The 17,976-nt window shown below is 58.1% G+C and carries 17 protein-coding genes; all 17 read right to left on the reverse strand.

Going from position 1 to position 17,976, the window contains the following annotated elements; genetic code table 11:
- Positions 1–9: 9 nt before the first annotated feature.
- Positions 10–417 (reverse strand): 30S ribosome-binding factor RbfA, encoded by a 408-nt coding sequence (rbfA, locus tag E1297_RS27350; RefSeq protein WP_155143850.1) that lies wholly within the window; start codon positions 415–417, stop codon positions 10–12.
- A 110-nt stretch (positions 418–527) separates the two neighbouring features.
- Positions 528–3,254: a translation initiation factor IF-2 gene (infB, locus tag E1297_RS27355; protein ID WP_155143851.1), complete on the reverse strand. Its 2,727-nt coding sequence runs from the start codon at positions 3,252–3,254 to the stop codon at positions 528–530.
- A gap of 7 nt (positions 3,255–3,261) precedes the next feature.
- Entirely contained in the window at positions 3,262–3,915 is a 654-nt protein-coding gene (locus E1297_RS27360) for an RNA-binding protein (protein WP_368669695.1), read from the reverse strand.
- 53 nt (positions 3,916–3,968) lie between these two features.
- The gene (nusA, locus tag E1297_RS27365) at positions 3,969–5,621 is read right to left on the reverse strand and encodes a transcription termination factor NusA (protein ID WP_155143853.1); all 1,653 of its coding nucleotides are present in this window, start codon (positions 5,619–5,621) and stop codon (positions 3,969–3,971) included.
- Between the two features lie 67 nt (positions 5,622–5,688).
- Entirely contained in the window at positions 5,689–6,279 is a 591-nt protein-coding gene (rimP, locus tag E1297_RS27370; protein WP_368669696.1) for a ribosome maturation factor RimP, read from the reverse strand.
- A gap of 227 nt (positions 6,280–6,506) precedes the next feature.
- On the reverse strand, positions 6,507–7,193 hold the full coding sequence (gene trmB, locus E1297_RS27375; protein WP_155143854.1) for a tRNA (guanosine(46)-N7)-methyltransferase TrmB: 687 nt from the start codon (positions 7,191–7,193) through the stop codon (positions 6,507–6,509).
- Positions 7,194–7,263: 70 nt separating this feature from the next.
- A complete protein-coding gene (gene metK / locus E1297_RS27380; protein ID WP_155143855.1) occupies positions 7,264–8,436 on the reverse strand; it encodes a methionine adenosyltransferase in 1,173 nt (390 codons plus the stop codon).
- A 115-nt stretch (positions 8,437–8,551) separates the two neighbouring features.
- On the reverse strand, positions 8,552–8,956 hold the full coding sequence (locus E1297_RS27385; protein ID WP_155143856.1) for a helix-turn-helix domain-containing protein: 405 nt from the start codon (positions 8,954–8,956) through the stop codon (positions 8,552–8,554).
- 193 nt (positions 8,957–9,149) lie between these two features.
- The gene (gene lnt / locus E1297_RS27390; protein ID WP_209016024.1) at positions 9,150–10,691 is read right to left on the reverse strand and encodes an apolipoprotein N-acyltransferase; all 1,542 of its coding nucleotides are present in this window, start codon (positions 10,689–10,691) and stop codon (positions 9,150–9,152) included.
- A gap of 156 nt (positions 10,692–10,847) precedes the next feature.
- Positions 10,848–12,050, reverse strand: coding sequence for a transporter associated domain-containing protein (locus E1297_RS27395; RefSeq protein ID WP_244327909.1), 1,203 nt, complete (start codon positions 12,048–12,050; stop codon positions 10,848–10,850).
- Positions 12,051–12,093: 43 nt separating this feature from the next.
- Positions 12,094–12,612: an rRNA maturation RNase YbeY gene (gene ybeY, locus E1297_RS27400; protein WP_155143859.1), complete on the reverse strand. Its 519-nt coding sequence runs from the start codon at positions 12,610–12,612 to the stop codon at positions 12,094–12,096.
- Entirely contained in the window at positions 12,609–13,721 is a 1,113-nt protein-coding gene (locus E1297_RS27405) for a PhoH family protein (RefSeq protein ID WP_368669697.1), read from the reverse strand. The genes ybeY and E1297_RS27405 overlap by 4 nt, the downstream gene beginning before the upstream one ends.
- Positions 13,718–15,190, reverse strand: coding sequence for a tRNA (N6-isopentenyl adenosine(37)-C2)-methylthiotransferase MiaB (miaB, locus tag E1297_RS27410; protein ID WP_155143860.1), 1,473 nt, complete (start codon positions 15,188–15,190; stop codon positions 13,718–13,720). The genes E1297_RS27405 and miaB overlap by 4 nt, the downstream gene beginning before the upstream one ends.
- A 119-nt stretch (positions 15,191–15,309) precedes the next feature.
- Entirely contained in the window at positions 15,310–16,173 is an 864-nt protein-coding gene (locus E1297_RS27415) for a 1-acyl-sn-glycerol-3-phosphate acyltransferase (RefSeq protein ID WP_155143861.1), read from the reverse strand.
- Positions 16,160–16,630 carry a Fur family transcriptional regulator gene (locus E1297_RS27420; RefSeq protein ID WP_155143862.1) on the reverse strand — a complete coding sequence of 157 codons (471 nt, stop codon included), beginning with the start codon at positions 16,628–16,630 and terminating at the stop codon, positions 16,160–16,162. Before E1297_RS27420 ends, E1297_RS27415 begins: the two co-directional genes overlap by 14 nt.
- 40 nt (positions 16,631–16,670) lie before the next feature.
- On the reverse strand, positions 16,671–17,159 hold the full coding sequence (locus tag E1297_RS27425) for a GNAT family N-acetyltransferase (protein WP_155143864.1): 489 nt from the start codon (positions 17,157–17,159) through the stop codon (positions 16,671–16,673).
- Between the two features lie 2 nt (positions 17,160–17,161).
- Positions 17,162–17,854 (reverse strand): tRNA (adenosine(37)-N6)-threonylcarbamoyltransferase complex dimerization subunit type 1 TsaB, encoded by a 693-nt coding sequence (tsaB, locus tag E1297_RS27430; RefSeq protein WP_155143866.1) that lies wholly within the window; start codon positions 17,852–17,854, stop codon positions 17,162–17,164.
- Positions 17,855–17,976 lie beyond the last annotated feature (122 nt).

The raw sequence follows: 17,976 nt of genomic DNA on the forward strand, positions 1-17,976 counted from the left end.
GTGAGAGTGTCAGTTGTCTTCGCCGTGATCCAGATCACGGGCCACATCCGGCGAATGCAACAGGGTGTCGATCCGGTCATCGTCGTCAAAGCGGGTGTCGAGCACGAAACGCAAATCCGGCATGTATTTCATGGTCAGCCGGCGTGATACCAGCCCGCGCAGATATTTTGCGCTGCGATTGAGGGCCTTGCCGACCTTGTCGCTGTCCCCGCCGCCGAGCGGCATGAACAGGCAGGTCGCCAGACGCAAGTCCGGCGTCATCCGCACTTCCGGAATGGTGACGATGACACCTGCCAGATCCGGATCCGCCACTTCGCCCCGGGTCAGAATGTCGGAAAGTTCCTTGCGAACGGTCTCGCCGACGCGCAATTGACGCTGCGACGGGCCACGCTCGCCATGAGCTGTGTTCTTGGCCATTGGTCTTGTTCCTGTTGCTGGAGGCGCGTGATACGCGGGCCTCCAATGAACAACCGGCGCGAGCCCAATTCTGGACCGCGCCGGTGTGTCATTTCAAATTGTGCCGCCGATCAGAGCGTACGTGCGATTTCCTCGACGCGGAAACACTCGATCACGTCACCCGGACGCATATCCTGATAGTTGACAAAGTTCATGCCGCATTCCTGACCGGATTCGACCGTCTTGACCTCGTCCTTGAAACGCTTGAGCGTTCCCAGCTTGCCTTCGTGGATAACCACGTTGTCGCGGATGAGGCGGACATTCGCCCCACGTTCGACAATGCCTTCCGTGACCAGACAGCCTGCAACCTTGCCGACTTTCGAAATGTGGAAGATCTCCTTGATCTCCGCATTTCCGAGGAAAGTCTCGCGGCGCTCCGGAGACAGCAGGCCGGACATGGCCGCCTTGATGTCATCCACGAGATCGTAAATGATATTGTAATACCGGATCTCGATGCCGTCACGCTGAGCCGCCTCACGGGCCTGCTTGTTGGCACGCACGTTGAAGCCAATGATCGGAGCCTTGGACGCGGCCGCAAGGGTCACGTCGCTTTCGGTAATGCCGCCGACACCGGACAACAGGATACGCGCACCGACCTCGTCTGTCCCAAGCTCGTTGAGCGCATGGACGATCGCTTCGGTCGAGCCCTGCACGTCGCCCTTGAGAACCAGCGGGAATTCCTTCTTCCCGGTCTCCTGAAGGCGGTTCATCATCTGCTCGAGCGAGCCGCGGCTGCCGGAGGCAATCACCGAAGCCTTCTCGCGGATCTGGCGCTGACGATAGTCGACGATCTCGCGGGCACGCGCCTCGTTCTCGACCACGGCAACCAGATCGCCCGCTTCCGGTGTGCCCTGGAAGCCGAGAACCTCGACCGGCTTGGAAGGCCCTGCCTCCTTGACCTGGTTTCCGTCCTCGTCGAGCATGGCCCGGACACGGCCCCATTCGGCACCGGCTACAAGGATGTCGCCCGGCTTCATGGTGCCCTTCTGGACCAGAACCGTCGCCACAGGACCACGGCCGCGGTCGAGCTGGGCTTCGATGACGATGCCTTCCGCAGTCCGGTCCGGGTTGGCCTTCAGCTCCAGAACTTCCGACTGCAGCAGGATCATTTCAAGCAGCTTGTCGAGGTTGGTGCCGTTGAGTGCCGACACTTCGACATCAATCACGTCGCCGCCCATGGATTCGACAACGATTTCGTCGTTGAGCAGCTCGGTGCGAACCCGGTTCGGATCGGCACCCGGCTTGTCCATCTTGTTGATCGCCACGATGATCGGCACATCGGCCGCCTTGGCGTGGGCAATCGCTTCCTTGGTCTGCGGCATGACGCCGTCATCGGCTGCGACAACCAGGATCACGATATCGGTCGACTTGGCGCCGCGGGCACGCATTTGCGAGAACGCTGCGTGACCCGGTGTATCGATGAAGGTGATCTTCTGATCATCCTGCTCAACCTGATAGGCACCAATATGCTGCGTGATGCCGCCAGCCTCGCCGCTTACAACCTTCGACTTACGAATTGCATCCAGAAGCGACGTCTTGCCGTGGTCAACGTGACCCATGATGGTCACCACCGCAGGACGCGTCTTCAAGCTGTCTGCAGCGTCGTCGATACCGAAAATGCCTTCCTCGACATCAGATTCAGACACACGCTTGACCGTATGACCCAGCTCCACGGCGATCAGCTCGGCGGTATCCGCGTCGATCACATCGTTGATCTTGAGCATCTGGCCCTGCTTCATCAGCAGCTTGATCACATCCACGGCCCGCTCCGCCATACGGTTGGCGAGTTCCTGAATGGTGATTGCTTCCGGCAGGACGACCTCACGGGTGATCTTTTCGCGGACCACCTGCTGCTGGCCGCGCTTTGCCTTTTCCTGGCGGCGGCGCATGGAGGCCAGCGACCGGGACCGCTGTTCCTCACCGCCGGTCGCGGTGGATATAGTCAGCTTGGACCGGCGGCGGTCTTCGCCACCACGTGTGCGTGCCGGGGTCGGCGCAGGCTTCTGGCGCTTGACCGCACGCACGGCATTGTTGCGGTCATCCTCTCCGCCGCCTTCACCACCCGGCTTCGGACGCGGCGACGTTGCCTTGGGCGAGCGCGCAGGCTTCTGCTCCTGATCGGGTGCCGGAGCTCCTCTGGCACCAGAAGTCCGTGACGGGGCTGCTCCCGCCTGACCTTGTGCCTTTCTTGGCTGGGCCGGCGCTTCTTTCGGAGCCGCCGCCTTGGCCTTGGCTTCTTCTTCCGCCCGCTGAGCGGCCAGCTTGGCCTCTTCAGCTTCGCGTAGCTTGCGGGCTTCTTCTTCAGCCTTCAAGCGTATCTCTTCCTCGGCCTTGCGCTTGACTTCTTCCTCGGCCCGGCGCTTGGCTTCCTCTTCGGCCCGCTTGCGCTCTTCGATTTCACGCGCCTGCGCGAGCTTCAGCGCAGCTGCACGGGCAGCAGCCTCTTCCTTCGTAAGCGTCCGCAAAACATTGCCGCCCCCCTTCTGGCCCCGTTGGCCAGAGGCGTTGCGGCGGGCCTGCTGGGCCTGCTGGGGATCGGGTTGCTGCGGCCGGCGCGGCGGAGCTTCCGCCGGCTTTTCAAGGCGCTGCGTCGTCAGATTGGAGGATTCAGGCTTCGCGTCCTGGCCAGGCACCACGACACGACGCTTCTTCTTCTCCACGACGACAGCCTTGGACCGGCCATGCGAAAAGGATTGCCGAACAGTTCCCTGATCGCCTCCACCACCTCGCTTGAGGCCAAGCGTTTTGCCACGCTCGACGCTGATTGTTTTGTCGCCTGGGTTTTTCGTATCGCTCATATTGCCTTCAGTCCTGCGCAACTGCACTGTTCGCGCTGCCGTGTTCTTGGATGGCGGAATTCGACCTGAAATCCTCCAGCTCGCTTGCGCGCGACAGGAAGTTTTCGCTCGCCCGACCCGCAAGCAGTGCAGCATGTATCACATTTGACCGGCCCAATGCCAAATTCAATTGAGCCGAATCGAACAAACGGACGACAGGGCACCCGTTTGTCACTTCACATTCCCTAACGGCAATCGCCCCGAGCTTGCGGATCCCATCATCCGCAGCGTCCGTTGCATGGATCAGCCCGATGACCTGACCCTGGCGTAGTGCCGCCTCAACCTTCGCAAATCCCGTCACCAGCTCCCCCGCCTTGCGGGTCATGGACAAGGCCTGCAAGGCCGTTTTCATCAAAAGCGCATCCACGCGCTCATCAAGGCCGGGCTCCAGCCGTACTTCACTCTTGAAGCCCCGGCCAAACACTTTTTTGGCCTGCTTTTCCGCAGTGGCCACGGTTTCCCGCGCTGCAGTTACCCAAACACCCCGTCCGGGGAGATTGCGTTTCAGATCCGGAACCACCAGGTGGTCAGGGTCCAGAACAAACCGGATAAGATGGGATACCGGCTGAACCTCCCGCGTCACAGCGCATTGCCGCTCGGTTGGCTCATTTTTTTTCGGCACCCCAATCTCCTAACGTGCTACCGCGCCCAAAAAGAGGCGGGATCTGATTTCATTCAGGCCTTGAAGACGCTCTCGGCGGTTTCCTCAACCAGGCCGGTTTCATCAGCTTCTTCTTCGACTTCTGCGTCTGCTTCATCGGCCATCTGAGCGGCCAACTCTTCTTCGGTAATCCAGCCGGCCGCCAAGCGGGCAGCCATGACGATGTTTTCCGCCTCGGCACGGGACATGTCGCTACCGCTCAAAGCCCCGTCATACTTCTTGACCTCACCGTCCTTGCGCTCTGTCCAGCCGACAAGATCGTCCGCAGCACAGCCGGCAAGGTCTTCAATGGTCTTGATACCGTCCTTGCCGAGGCTGACAAGCATGGCAGTCGTCAGTCCGTCGATCGTTTTCAGCTCGTCAGCAACCCCGAGATCCAGACGCTCCTGATCGAGCTTTGCTTCCAGTTCTTCCAGATAGTCGCGTGCACGAGCCTGAATTTCCTCGGCGGTCTCGTCATCAAAACCCTCGATCTCCGAAATCTCGTCGAGCTCGACATAGGCCACTTCCTCAACCGAGGCAAAGCCTTCGGTCGCAAGCAACTGGCCAACCATTTCGTCGACATTCAAGGCATTCATGAATAGTTCGGAGCGCTCCTGGAATTCCTTCTGGCGCCGCTCGGACTCCTCGTTTTCCGTCATGATGTCAATGGCCCAGCCGGTCAATTGCGAAGCCAGGCGGACATTCTGTCCGCGACGGCCAATCGCGAGCGACAACTGTTCATCAGGAACAACGACCTCGATGCGTTCCGCATCCTCGTCCAGAACAACCTTGGCAACTTCCGCCGGCTGCAGTGCATTGACGATAAAGGTGGCCGGATCCTCATTCCACGGAATGATGTCGATCTTTTCACCCTGCAACTCGCCGACAACCGCCTGAACCCGGCTACCGCGCATACCAACACAGGCGCCGACCGGATCGATCGAGGAATCCTTCGAGATCACGGCGATCTTGGCGCGAGACCCCGGGTCACGGGCGACCGACTTGATTTCAATAACGCCGTCGTAAATCTCCGGCACTTCCTGGGAAAACAGCTTGGCCATGAACTGCGGATGTGTCCGCGACAGGAAGATCTGCGGCCCACGTTGCTCACGGCGGACATCATATATGTACGCGCGGATACGGTCACCAGTCCGGAAGATCTCCCGCGGGATCAATTCGTCACGGCGCACGATACCCTCGCCGCGACCGAGATCGATGATCACATTGCCATATTCCGCGCGCTTGACGACACCGTTCACCACTTCGCCGACACGGTCCTTGAACTCTTCGTATTGGCGGTCGCGCTCCGCTTCGCGCACTTTCTGGACGATCACCTGCTTCGCAGACTGGGCTGCAATCCGGCCAAAATCCAACGGCGGCAACGGCTCGGCAATGAAATCGCCAAGTGTTGCTTCCGGGTTTCTCGCCCGTGCGTCGACCAGTGAAATCTCGGTCGAGATATTCTCGACGGTCTCCACCACCTGAAGCAAACGCTGCAACCGGATATCACCGGTCTTGGAGTTGATTTCCGCACGGACCTCGGTCTCAGTGCCATACCGGGACCGGGCCGCTTTCTGGATCGCGTCTTCCATGGCAGCGATCACGATCGTGCGGTCGATAGACTTTTCGCGCGCGACCGCATCCGCGATCTGCAGCAGCTCAAGCCGGTTAGCGCTGATTGCCATTCACTTCACTCCTTTTGCACCGTTTACCGAGACCGGCCGGTGCCATGGTCCCAAAGCATCCAACAGCTCAGTTGGGCTTGTTATCCTGTTCCAAAGATCCGCTATCACGTGCTGCCAGGGCCGCCTTTTCAGCCTGCAGCGCCGCCTTGATCAGATCATCTGTCAAGACCAGCTTCGCCTCACCGACATCACCGAGGGGCAATTCGACCGTATCGACGTCGTCTGCCTTTACATCGGGCAAGCGGATCAAGGCATAATCCTCCTTGACGCCAAGCAGCATGCCGCGGAAACGCTTGCGCCCGTCCAGCATGACACTCATTTCAACCTTTACCTCGTGGCCGGACCAGCGATCAAAGTCGCTCGACCGCACCAGCGGCCGGTCAATGCCGGGCGAGGACACTTCAAGGTGATAGGCACGATTGATCGGATCTTCAACATCCAGCGCCGGGGAGACGCCTCTACTGACCGCCTCGCAATCCTCGACAGTCATCGTGCCGTCCGGACGTTCCGCCATGATCTGCAGCGTGCAACCGTTTGCCGCGCTGATCTTGATCCGAACGAGCCGGTAACCGAGATCCTCGATCACAGGCTCCACAATCGCCGCCACCCGGGCCTCTAGACCTTGCTCAACGACAATTCTCGGTTCGTTCGCGCTCACACCCTACTCCTGTCTAAGGCAACAATGCCCAGGTCCGCTTTCAACTGCAGGCGTCGTTCTTTCGGCGGCAGTTGCTCTCAACGGCTCCGCTTATGCAAAAAAGAGCGGGTCCCGACCGGGCCCACTCTCAATCCGATCCAAGCCGTTTGAGGTGAAACAACGGCCTTATACAGTCAAAGTCCCCTTGAACGCAAGACGAAACCTGCCGCCCTTTTCTCCCGGCGGGATCACCCTCGCCTGAAGGTCAGATATCGGGGAACACGCCCTTCTCTCAACGCCTTGGCTTCATAACGGGTCGACGGCCAGTTGGCCCAGGGTGACTGCCAGTCCGATGCTGTCTCGGCCGTCCAATCGAAGCCCGGATGATCCCGGCAGTGCTGCAGGGTCCAGTCAACATAGGTATCGATATCACTGGCAAAGCGAAACTCCCCGCCCGGCCTCAACACCCGGGCATACCGGGTCAGGTTCTGCTCATTTACAAAACGGCGCTTCCAATGCCGTTTTTTGGGCCAGGGATCCGGATAGAGCTGATAGGCAAGATCAATGGAGGACGGCGGCAACCAGTCTAGAACATTAACCGCATCATCGTCGTAAAGACGGATATTCCGAATACCTTCCTTAACGACAGCGGATACGGTCTTCGCCATGCTGCCGACAAAGGGCTCCACACCAATAATCCCGATATCCGGATTTTCACGGGCACGATGAAGCAGATGCTCCCCACCCCCGAAGCCCACCTCGATCCAGACCGCCCTGACCGGAACAGAAAACAAAGACACAAGGTCGGCCGGTGCCGGCTTGCCGAGATCCAGTTTCAATTCCGGCAGAGCCTCTTCCATCAACGCCGCGCGGCGCGGGGTTAAGGGCTTTCCCTTGCGGCGCCCGAAAAACGAGCCTTCGTATCGATCAGTCATTCAGTCAAACCAAACCGCCGGCAACAGGCCGGCGATTTTCTTTCATGTGTTTCAAGAGCAGTTGCGCGCCTTATCCAGCAATCGTGCGCAGCGCGTCAACAAGATCTGTCTTTTCCCAGGAGAAACCGCCATCGGCATCCGGTTCGCGGCCGAAATGGCCATAGGACGCGGTGCGCTCATAAATAGGGTTGTTCAGCTTGAGATGCTCGCGAATTCCGCGCGGGCTCAAATGCATCACATCCCGCAAGCCGGCCTCAAGCCTTGACTCGTCACATGTGCCGGTACCATGCAGATCAACATAGACCGATAGCGGATCCGAAACACCAATTGCATAAGACAGCTGGATTGTGCAGCGATCACCAAGACCGGCGGCAACAACATTCTTTGCCAGATAACGCGCCGCATAGGCCGCAGAGCGGTCGACCTTGGTGGGATCCTTGCCCGAGAAAGCGCCACCGCCATGTGGCGCTGCACCGCCATAGGTGTCGACGATAATCTTGCGGCCCGTCAAGCCACAGTCTCCGTCCGGACCACCGATCACGAAAGCACCTGTCGGATTCACATGCCAGATCGTATCGCTGGTAATCCAGCCGTCCGGAAGGCTTTCGCGGATGTAGGGCTCGACAATTTCGCGCACATCCTGAGAAGTGAGTGTTTCGTCCAGATGCTGTGTCGACAGAACGATAGAGGTTACCCCGACCGGACGTCCACCCGCATAACGGACAGTTACCTGGCTCTTTGCATCCGGCCCCAAGACCGGCTGCAGGCCGGATTTTCTGACATCGGCAAGCTTTTTCAGGATCTTGTGCGAAAACAGGATCGGAGCCGGCATCAACTCGTCGGTTTCACGGCAGGCGTAACCGAACATGATGCCCTGATCGCCCGCGCCCTCGTCCTTGTTACCAGACGCATCGACCCCCTGGGCAATATGAGCGGACTGGGCATGCAAATGCACATCAATATCGCAGTTTTCCCAATGGAACCCGTCCTGGGCATAGCCGATATCCTTCACCGCCATGCGCGCAAGGTGTGCAATATAATCCTTGGTGATGGTTTCCGGCCCCCGGGTCTCCCCGGCGATCACGATCCGGTTGGTGGTCGCAAGCGTTTCACACGCAACACGCGCTTCCGGCATCTCGGCCAAATAGGCGTCCACAACAGCATCGGAAACCCGGTCACAGACCTTGTCCGGGTGCCCTTCGGATACGGATTCAGATGTAAAAAGATAATCTTGACGGGCCATTGGCAATCTCGTCCTTCTGGGAAACAAAACAAGAGAAGCGGCGATAGGCATCGCCGCTTCCAATAGCCATCAATCATTAAAGAGGAAGCCCCCGTCAAGATTAAAAGACGGAAACCTATTCGTCGCCTGCCAGCGCCTTTACGAGATCGACAATCCGGCGGCGCACTTTCGGGTCTTCAATGCGTACAAACGCCTTGTTCAAAGACAAACCTTCTGAAGATGACAAAAAATCAACGACATAGGAAGTCGGCTTCGACTCTCCAAAACCCTCCGCCTCTTCAGGCGTGCCCGGAGCATCCTCGAAAAAGAATGCGACCGGAACCTTCAGGATGGTCGCGATATGCTGCAAGCGGCTGGCGCCAATCCGGTTGGTTCCCTTTTCATATTTCTGGATCTGCTGGAACGTGATGCCGAGACTCTCCCCCAGCTTTTCCTGGCTCATTCCCAACATCATGCGGCGCAGACGCACCCGGCTTCCAACGTGAATATCAATCGGATTTGGAGATTTTTTACTCGGCATTTCGGAGTCTTTCTTTTTTCGGCGTTCTATCCGCCCTGGCCACCATTTTATGAAAACGGCGACACAGCGATCCCCAACTCCGCCGCGTCCAGAGCTTGCCCCTGCGCTCCTCACCGCTTTCTTTCACGTCGCTTAACAAATAAGCGATATCACGGTTGTATCACGAACGTTTCACAAACGCCAAGCACAAAAATCAATCTTTACGGGAAAAATGATTGCAGGGCTGGCAAATGAAAAAAAATAAACTCAACCCCAGCAATAAAGCGAATGTAATTTCCCCGTACCTACCGTAGAGTGTTGACGATAGTTTACTTGGCAAGGGCGCATCGATTACTCCCCGTTGAAACAAGGGAAGAGACTCGAGAATTCTGCCCTTTGGATCGACAACCGCAGAAATCCCGGTATTCGCCGCGCGGATCAGGGGAACCCCCTGCTCTATCGCTCTTAGCCGTGCTTGGGCAAAGTGTTGATAGGGTCCGGGTGTCCTTCCGAACCAGGCATCATTTGTCACATTCAGAATCCACGAATAGTCCTGCCCCGAAGCGTTTCGCGACAGTCCGGGGAAAATTGCCTCGTAACAAATCAGCGGCAAAACACTTCCGCCCTCCATCACCTTCAATGGCCGCTGTTCAGCACCAGCACGAAACGCGGAAGGTACATCGACGAGGGCGGTCACACCCAAACTGGAAAGAATGTTCTCAAGGGGCAAATATTCACCGAACGGTACTAACCGGACCTTGTCATAGATGTCCTGAACCACACCATTCGATCCGATGACAAAAATGCTATTGAAGTAAACCGGGCCGTCAGCCGTTTCCGCGGTTCTGACCGCACCAGTGATCAGGGACGCATTTTGGGGCAGCGCTTCGCCAATGGCTGCCAGCGCGCCAGGCTCCCGCAACAGCAGGAACGGCACTGCGGATTCCGGCCAGATAACGATGCGGTCACGTTTCTGGCTGCCGGTCACCGAAAAAGGCTGGCGCGTCAGTTCCAGGTAGTCCTGAAAAATCCGCGCCCGGTTTTCAGGCTTCCATTTTTCCGACTGATCGATTGACGGCTGGATAATGCGGATTTGTGTGGCCGTATCGCCGCCGTCGTGTTTGGTTAGCCGATTAACCCCATAAACGCCCCCGGTAACAAAGACGGCTACAGCGATCGCGACGGTTAAAACCCGCGCCGATTTGGTCCGTTTGTCCGCGAGAACGGCAGGTGCTGCGGCAACCGCAACCACAAGGAAACTCAACCCATAGAGCCCCACAACGCTCGCCAGTTGTGACAGGCTCAAAGAACCGGAAATGCCGTAGCCGAAGGCATTCCAGGGAAATCCCGTCAGAACATGCCCTCTCAACCAGTCGGATGCGGACAGGCAAACTGCCAGCAACAACACCCGCGAGGCCCGCGGCTTCCAAAATCGCGCGGCAATGGCCGTCGCAACGCCGGTAAACAGGGCAAGGCCCATCGGCATGGTCAGGATTGCAAAAGGGATCATCCACGCGAAGCGGTCAGCTTCAACAAGAAAGGCTGATCCGATCCACCAAAGGCCCGCAAGGAAATAACCGAAGCCGAACAACCACCCGATGAAAAAACCGTTCCGGAGTTTTCCGGAATTTGTGCCCCCCGGTTCGCCAGAGCCGTCAATCAGCCAAACAAGCGCCGGAAATGCCAACAGCAGGACGACGGACCAGTCAAGCGGCGGCAAGGAAAGAGCCGCCACAGCGCCGGACAGCAGTGCCAAGCCGATTCGGCGCCACCCGCGCGCCGACCGGCACATGTCAGGAGCATCTAAAAGGCACGTTATTGGTCTTGGCATCAAGCAATCCGGCGAAGGCAACAGGCGTGAACCATTGCGCCAACACAAGCAAAGGGTCAACCTGACCCAAGCGTCACCTGCTCAAGATTGATTAGACTGATTTACGTTTTCCGCAGAAGATGGCGTTTCGCCTAATTCTTGTGCAGTTGCAGTTTCGTTCTTGCGCGGTTTCCGGCGCAAGTCCGGCACACGAACGTCGCTGCGCCGCCGCCGAATGCGTATCTTCTTGATGCGCCGCGGGTCGGCATCCAGAATTTCAAACTCGTAACCCGGCAATTGCGCTGCAACAACGAGCTCCCCGCGAACCGGAACACGTCCGAGCGTCACGTAGAGAAGCCCGCCCAACGTGTCGACATCCTCGATGATCTCGCCAGAAGCAACATCGGTTCCCAATGCTTCGTCCAGATCTTCCAGCGGCATGCGCGGATCGGCCATCCAGATATTTTCGGAAACCGGCATGAGCATGTCATCCTCGTCTTCATCATGCTCATCTTCAATATCGCCGACAACTTCTTCGACAAGGTCCTCCAGCGAAACGAGGCCATCCGTTCCGCCATATTCATCAATAACCAAGGCCATCTGGATGCGGTCGGCCTGCATCTTTGCCATCAGGTCGGTTGCAGGCATCGAAGGAGGAACAAACAGCAGCTGACGGATCAAGCCTGCCTCTTCCAGGGAAATCGCCAGATCAATGCGCCCCAAATCGATCGGCCGGGAATTGTGCCCCTTTCCGTTCACCCCCGCCTCAGAATTGTCTTGCCCGCCACGGCCCAGTTCGGAAAGCTCTGGCTGGCGCACCGCCTCCGCCTTATCGGGCTTTACGTATCCACACTCTGCAAAATAGGCGATCAGGTCCTTGATGTGCACCATGCCGCGCGGGTCGTCGAGGGTCTCGTCATAGACCGGCATACGCGAATGGCCGCTTTCTTCGAACAGTTCCATCACCCGCCCGATGGATGTCGTGTTCTCCACCGCGTCGATGTCTGCGCGCGGGATCATCACATCATCAACACGGAGCTCACGAAGCCTTAAAATATTGCCCAGAAGCATCCGCTCTTCAGGCGAGAACGCAGTATCTCTTCCAGTTTCACGCGCAAGCTCGTCTGCGAGGTTTTCCCGCAAACTCGTTGAGCTGCGGTTGAAGCCGAGCATGTTTTTCACAGAGGTCCAAAGAGCCGCAGATTTCTGCGGCCTACTCTGTTGCGGCTCGTCGGAGTTTTGCTCGCCATCCTTCATGGACGGCGGCGTCTGGCTCTGCTGAACCGGCGTATCAGAAGCAGTCATCATTGTTTTCTAATCATCGTTCCCAAAGGAAAGAGCTCATCAATTACGCATCCGGCATCAAGGGCCTGTCAATATACGGGTTCTCAAGACCTAGGTCCGACAAAATCTTCACTTCCAGGCTTTCCATCAGTTCAGCTTCATCGTCCTCTTGATGATCATAGTCGAAAAGATGGAGTATTCCGTGAACAACCAGATGGGTGAGATGCGCTTGAAATTCAATTCCCAATTCGTCTGCTTCACGCTCAACGGTTTCAAACCCAAAGACAATATCCCCAAGCAGAGGACCGTAAACATCATCTTGAGGTTCGCTGGCGGGAAAGGACAACACATTCGTTGCCTTGTTCTTGTCCCGCCACTGCTTGTTGAGTGCCTGGATGGCCTGATCGTTGGTACACAGGACCGAAAGCTCTGAACTCTTCAGGAACTTGAGATCTGCCCCCCTGCACGCCGCCGTGAAGGACCTGTTGAACAAATCCTGCAAAAAACGTTCGTCGGGCCAATTTCCAGCCTCGACGATCACGTCGATCACCGGCGCGTTCCCGCCGGGATTTTGCGTGTTCATGACTTCGGGTTCCTGCCGGTTTCCGCCTCGGCCGCAGCCTGCCGCTCCCGATGCCGGCGCTCGCGCGCTTCCGAAGCCTCCCGGCCGGCATTGTCATAAGCCGTGACGATACGGGCCACCAGCTCGTGACGGACAACATCCGTCTCGGTAAAGCGCACATGCGCCACACCCTCGACTTCCGTGAGAAGCCCGAGCGCTTCCCGGAGGCCCGATGTCTGACCGGCAGGCAAGTCAATCTGACTCGGATCGCCCGTGACAATCATCTTGGAACCTTCACCCAGACGGGTCAGGAACATTTTCATCTGCATCGACGTGGTGTTTTGCGCCTCATCGAGAATGACCACCGCATCCGACAGGGTCCGCCCGCGCATGAAGGCGAGCGGCGCCACCTCGATCATGCCCGACTGCAATCCACGGTCGACCTTTTCAGGCGGCATCATATCGTAGAGAGCGTCATAAAGCGGCCGCAGATAGGGATCGACTTTCTCCTTCATGTCGCCCGGCAGGAAGCCCAAGCGCTCGCCTGCCTCGACGGCCGGCCGGGAGAGAATCAGACGGCTGACGTCGCCACGTTCGATGAGAGCGGCCGCATAAGCGACTGCAAGATAGGTCTTGCCGGTGCCGGCCGGCCCCGTGCCGAACACGAGATCCGCCCGGTCCATCGACCGGATATAGGCGTCCTGTGTCGGCGTACGCGCAACCAGGGTTTTGCGGCGGGTAGAGATCTGTGCAAATGCCAACCGCGATTTCGGTTCCATGGTCGGCAGCGGCAACTGCGCTTCGTCGGCGGCAGCCATTCTAAGCGCTCCATCAACGTCGCCGGGGTGGATCTCATGGCCTTGCAGAAGCCGCTGGTAAAGCGCCTCGAGAGCCGACCGCGCCTGCGCACAACCAGCGTGAGACCCCTTCAAGGTCACCTGATTGCCGCGGGCTATGGCGTCGACGCCGAGCCGCTGTTCGATCAGCGCCAGGTTTTGATCGAACTGACCGAACAGGTCGCCGATCAATCTGTTGTCTTCAAAAGCGAGAACAATATGCGTCAGGTCGGATGCCGGTTTGGCAGATGTGTCCGGTATCTTGCGAGCCGAAGACTGGCTGTCACGCGTCAAATGCCGCCTCCTTGAAGGACTTCGGGAATGGCGTCGGGCCGTGCTGTCACGAGCATATCCTGCCCGGCAATCAGCCGCCCGAACAGCGAATTGGCACCAACCTCGACGATTTCCACCGCTTGTATGCTGCCGATCAGATTTTCAGGCGCATCGATTTGAACCGGCTGCAACCAAGGGGACTTGCCGACCAGCTGTCCAGGCTGGCGGCCCTTCTTTTCAAGAAGAACGTCGCAGGTCATTCCGAGCCTTGACGCATTAAATGCACGCTGCTGATCCGAAAGAAGGGCCTGCAACTCCGCAAGCCGGGCGCTTTTCACGTCTTCGGGAACCTGGTCCGTCAGCGTTGCCCCTGGCGTTCCCGGGCGCGGGCTGTATTTGAACGAGAAGGCAGAGCCATATTCAACACGGCGGATCAAATCCATCGTGTCCTCGAAGTCCTGGTCCGTTTCACCGGGGAACCCCACGATGAAGTCGCCGGAAAGGGCAATGTCGGGAGCTGCATCCCGGATCCGGTCAATCAAACGGAAATACTCGTCACGTGTGTGTTTCCGATTCATAGCCTTCAAAATCTTGTCCGAACCTGACTGACCCGGCAGATGGAGATAAGGCATCAGGGTTTTCAGGTCGCGGTGCGCGTCGATCAGCTCGTCATCCATGTCCCGTGGATGGCTTGTGGTGTAGCGCAGCCGGTCCAGGCCATCGATTTCCGACAAGCGCCGCAAGAGGCGGCCAAGACCCCATGTCGATCCGTCCTCCGCCTCGCCGTGATAGGCATTCACGTTTTGGCCGAGCAAGGTGATTTCACGGACGCCACCAGCGGCCATCTGCTCGGCTTCGGTGACGATCTGGGTCACGGAGCGCGATACTTCGGCACCACGCGTATAGGGAACCACACAAAACGTGCAAAATTTGTCGCACCCTTCCTGAACCGTCAAAAAAGCCGACGGCGGCCGCTTCTGGACCGGCTTCGCCGCCCGCTCGGACAGGTGATCGAACTTTGCATCGATATCGAACTCGGTTTCGACAACCTTCTGGCCCGACTTCGCCTGTTCCAGCAGTTTGGGCAGCCGGTGGTAACTCTGCGGGCCGACCACAAGGTCAACCACCGGAGCACGGCGGGAGATTTCCTCCCCTTCGGCCTGCGCAACACACCCGGCCACGCCGACCATCATGTCCTTGCCGGCTTTGTTGCGCTCTTCCTTGATCTTGCGGATCCGGCCCAGCTCGGAATAAACCTTCTCGGCCGCCTTCTCCCGGATATGGCAGGTGTTCAGAAGTACGAGATCAGCCTCGTCCGGATTGTCCGTTGCCGTGTAACCTTCCGGAGCCAGAACATCGGTCATGCGATCACTGTCATAGACATTCATCTGACAGCCATAGGTGCGTACAAACACTTTGCGCATGTTGTCTTTTTTGGTGTCTGCGGCAGATTCTGTCTTGGTCACTTGGCGGTCCAGGCGGCTGGTCATTCGCTCCTCACGGCCCTTTAAGGCTGATGGCAAAACGGGTGAGTTCAGGAGTTCTGTCGAGCGGTTCTGCTTGGGCGACCCTGTCCGGCAATCGCTGGCACGCCCGATCTCCTGTTCATTCAAGCGCCAGCTTTAACGGTTTTTTCCCCATTTGAGAATAGGTTTAACGCTTCGATCTCGGGCGTTTTCGGGCTTTGGTCCGCTGTGCCGGTCAAGGAAGCGATTGTCATGGAGCGAACGGATTGCTCCAGTGTTCGTGTCAGCACCTTCCGGTCGGTGCCGTGATGCACAAGGACAGGCTCCCCCCAGGACACGACCACATCCAGCGCACCAGAAGAAAACACCCCCCAAAGATGGCCTGCCAACTCCATGTCTCCATACCAGGCAACCCTCGGGCGGAACTGGCGGCCCATGGGCATGCCCTGAAGCCCCTGATAGGCGATCGACAAGGGCTGGACCCAAACCTCACCGCCCTCGGCATCAAGAGCACGGGTTGCAGATCCCAGCAAAGCAGACCTGAAGGGCAGCACGCCGTTGCCGTCATTCGAGGTCCCCTCGGCGAAGAGGACCATCGCATCGCCGCTTTTCAAGCGGCCGGCAATCGAGTCGGTCACCTTGCCGGTGTCAGAACGCCGGGTTCGATTGACAAACACGGATCTCTGGAGTTTTGCGAACAATCCAAAGACCGGCCACGACGCCACTTCGGACTTTGCAATGAAGGACAGCGGCATCAGCGATCCGAGGACCGGAATATCGACCCAGGATGTGTGATTGGACGCAATCAGAAGAGGACGGCTATCGACCGGACGGCCAATTTGATGAACCCGGATTCCGACAAGGCGATTGGCAATCAGATGCCAGATCCATGGCAGATAGCGTTGCAGGGGGAGATTGAACCGGACGGCCAGCCATTGCATCGGGATCATGAAGAGCGACACCAGTGTCAGGGCCAGTATCGCAAGAACAGCCTTAGTCTGAACCATCTCCGCCGCGATCCCCCGATCCCGTTTTCGCACCTTGTTTCAGCGGCACGCCATAAAGCTCAAGCCGATGGTCTACCAGCTTATACCCAAGTTCCTTGGCGATAAACTCCTGAAGTGCCTCAATTTCCTCGTTTCGGAACTCGATCACTTCACCGCTTCTGAGATCGATCAGATGATCGTGATGTTCATCCGGCACCGTTTCATAGCGCGACCGCCCGTCGCGGAAGTCATGGCGCTCGATCATGCCGGCATCTTCAAACAGCTTCACTGTGCGGTAAACCGTCGAAATCGAAATGCGGGAATCAATTGCAACGGCACGGCGGTACAGTTCCTCGACATCCGGATGGCTGTCGGAGGCTTTTTCAAGCACGGAGGCAATGACGCGGCGCTGTTCGGTCATGCGCATGCCCTTGGCTGCACATTGTTCTGCAAGTGCCGAATGCTGTTCTTCCGCCATATGCCCGATCCGATATGTTGACTAGATGCGTAGGCAGCGCTTAGCGAAGATCGGCGCGCATGACAAGCGCCGTTCCGTCACCGTCACCTGCGCGATAATAGCCCTTGCGTTCTCCGACCTTCTCGAATCCGAGGCGTCGGTACAGCTTCACCGCGGGCATATTGACTGCATCAACTTCGAGAAACAGGCAGGCACACCTGTCGGCGTAGAGCCTGAACATGCCATCCTTCATCAGCGCTCCGGCAACCCCTTTGCCCCGGTGGCGCGGATCGACAGCGATGGTAATGACTTCGGCCTCGTCTCCAGCCGAACGCAGGATCAGGAAACCGACGACGGATCGTGTCCCGTAAGGGCTTGGGCGGCGGGCAATGAGGATCTGCGTCCCCTCATGCGCACGCATGCGTGCCAGTTCATCCGCATCCCAGGCATGTGGAAAGGACTTTCGATGGATATCGGCCAATGCAGGCAGATCTCCGACCGCGGCTGCTTCGATAATCGGCGGTGTTCCCCAAAACCACCAATAGGTCATGTTCAATTCGCTCTTTCAGGCAGCCTTTCGATGCGTCCCTTTTTTTGCGGTGTCGCATCGGGAGGCCGCAGGTAAAGCGGCGATGCCGCGGAGTCTAACGGATTGGCAAGAATACCAAGCTTGGCCACCTCTGCAATATCGGGGTAGGCCTGCTCTCCAATTACGGCCTCTTCCGAAAAGGCACAGGCCGCCCTGACAGCTTCGGCAGCGGCGCCGGCCAGACGTGTTCCGGCTGAAACCGCATTGGGCAAATCCTCAAGGTTTCGAACAGACGGCGCGTCCATGGCAGCACCATTGCCATCAAACAACTGCGCATAGATTTCCTGCCCCTTTCCGGGCAAGGCAACGAGCAGCGGCAATTGCGAGCAGGTTTTGCTGGCTGTGCGCGCAATCGATTCCAGCGTCGTGATCCCGACCACCGGTTTGTCGAGCACCAGTCCAAACCCTCTGGCGACAGACAAACCGACCCGCAGGCCGGTAAAACTGCCGGGCCCCTTCGTCACGACGATCCGGTCCAGATCAGTGAAAGCTGTCGAGGCTTCAGCCATGACGTCGCCAATCATCCCCATCAGCATTTCGGCATGGCCACGGCCAATCTGCTCCTGCTGCACACAGAGACAGGGAGTTTCAGTGCTGTCGTCGAAGACAGCTGCCGCGCAATTGGCGAGCGCGGTATCGAGAGCGAGAACACGCATGATACTACCGGATTAGCCCTGGACGCACTGCCTGTCGAGACGCGCTTTGGGATTACCCCAAAGGTCGGGCTTGAACTGCTGGTTTTGAAGAAACGGGTCAGAAAAACAAAAAGCCCGGCCGG

The organism is Roseibium sp. RKSG952 (genome assembly GCF_009711355.1).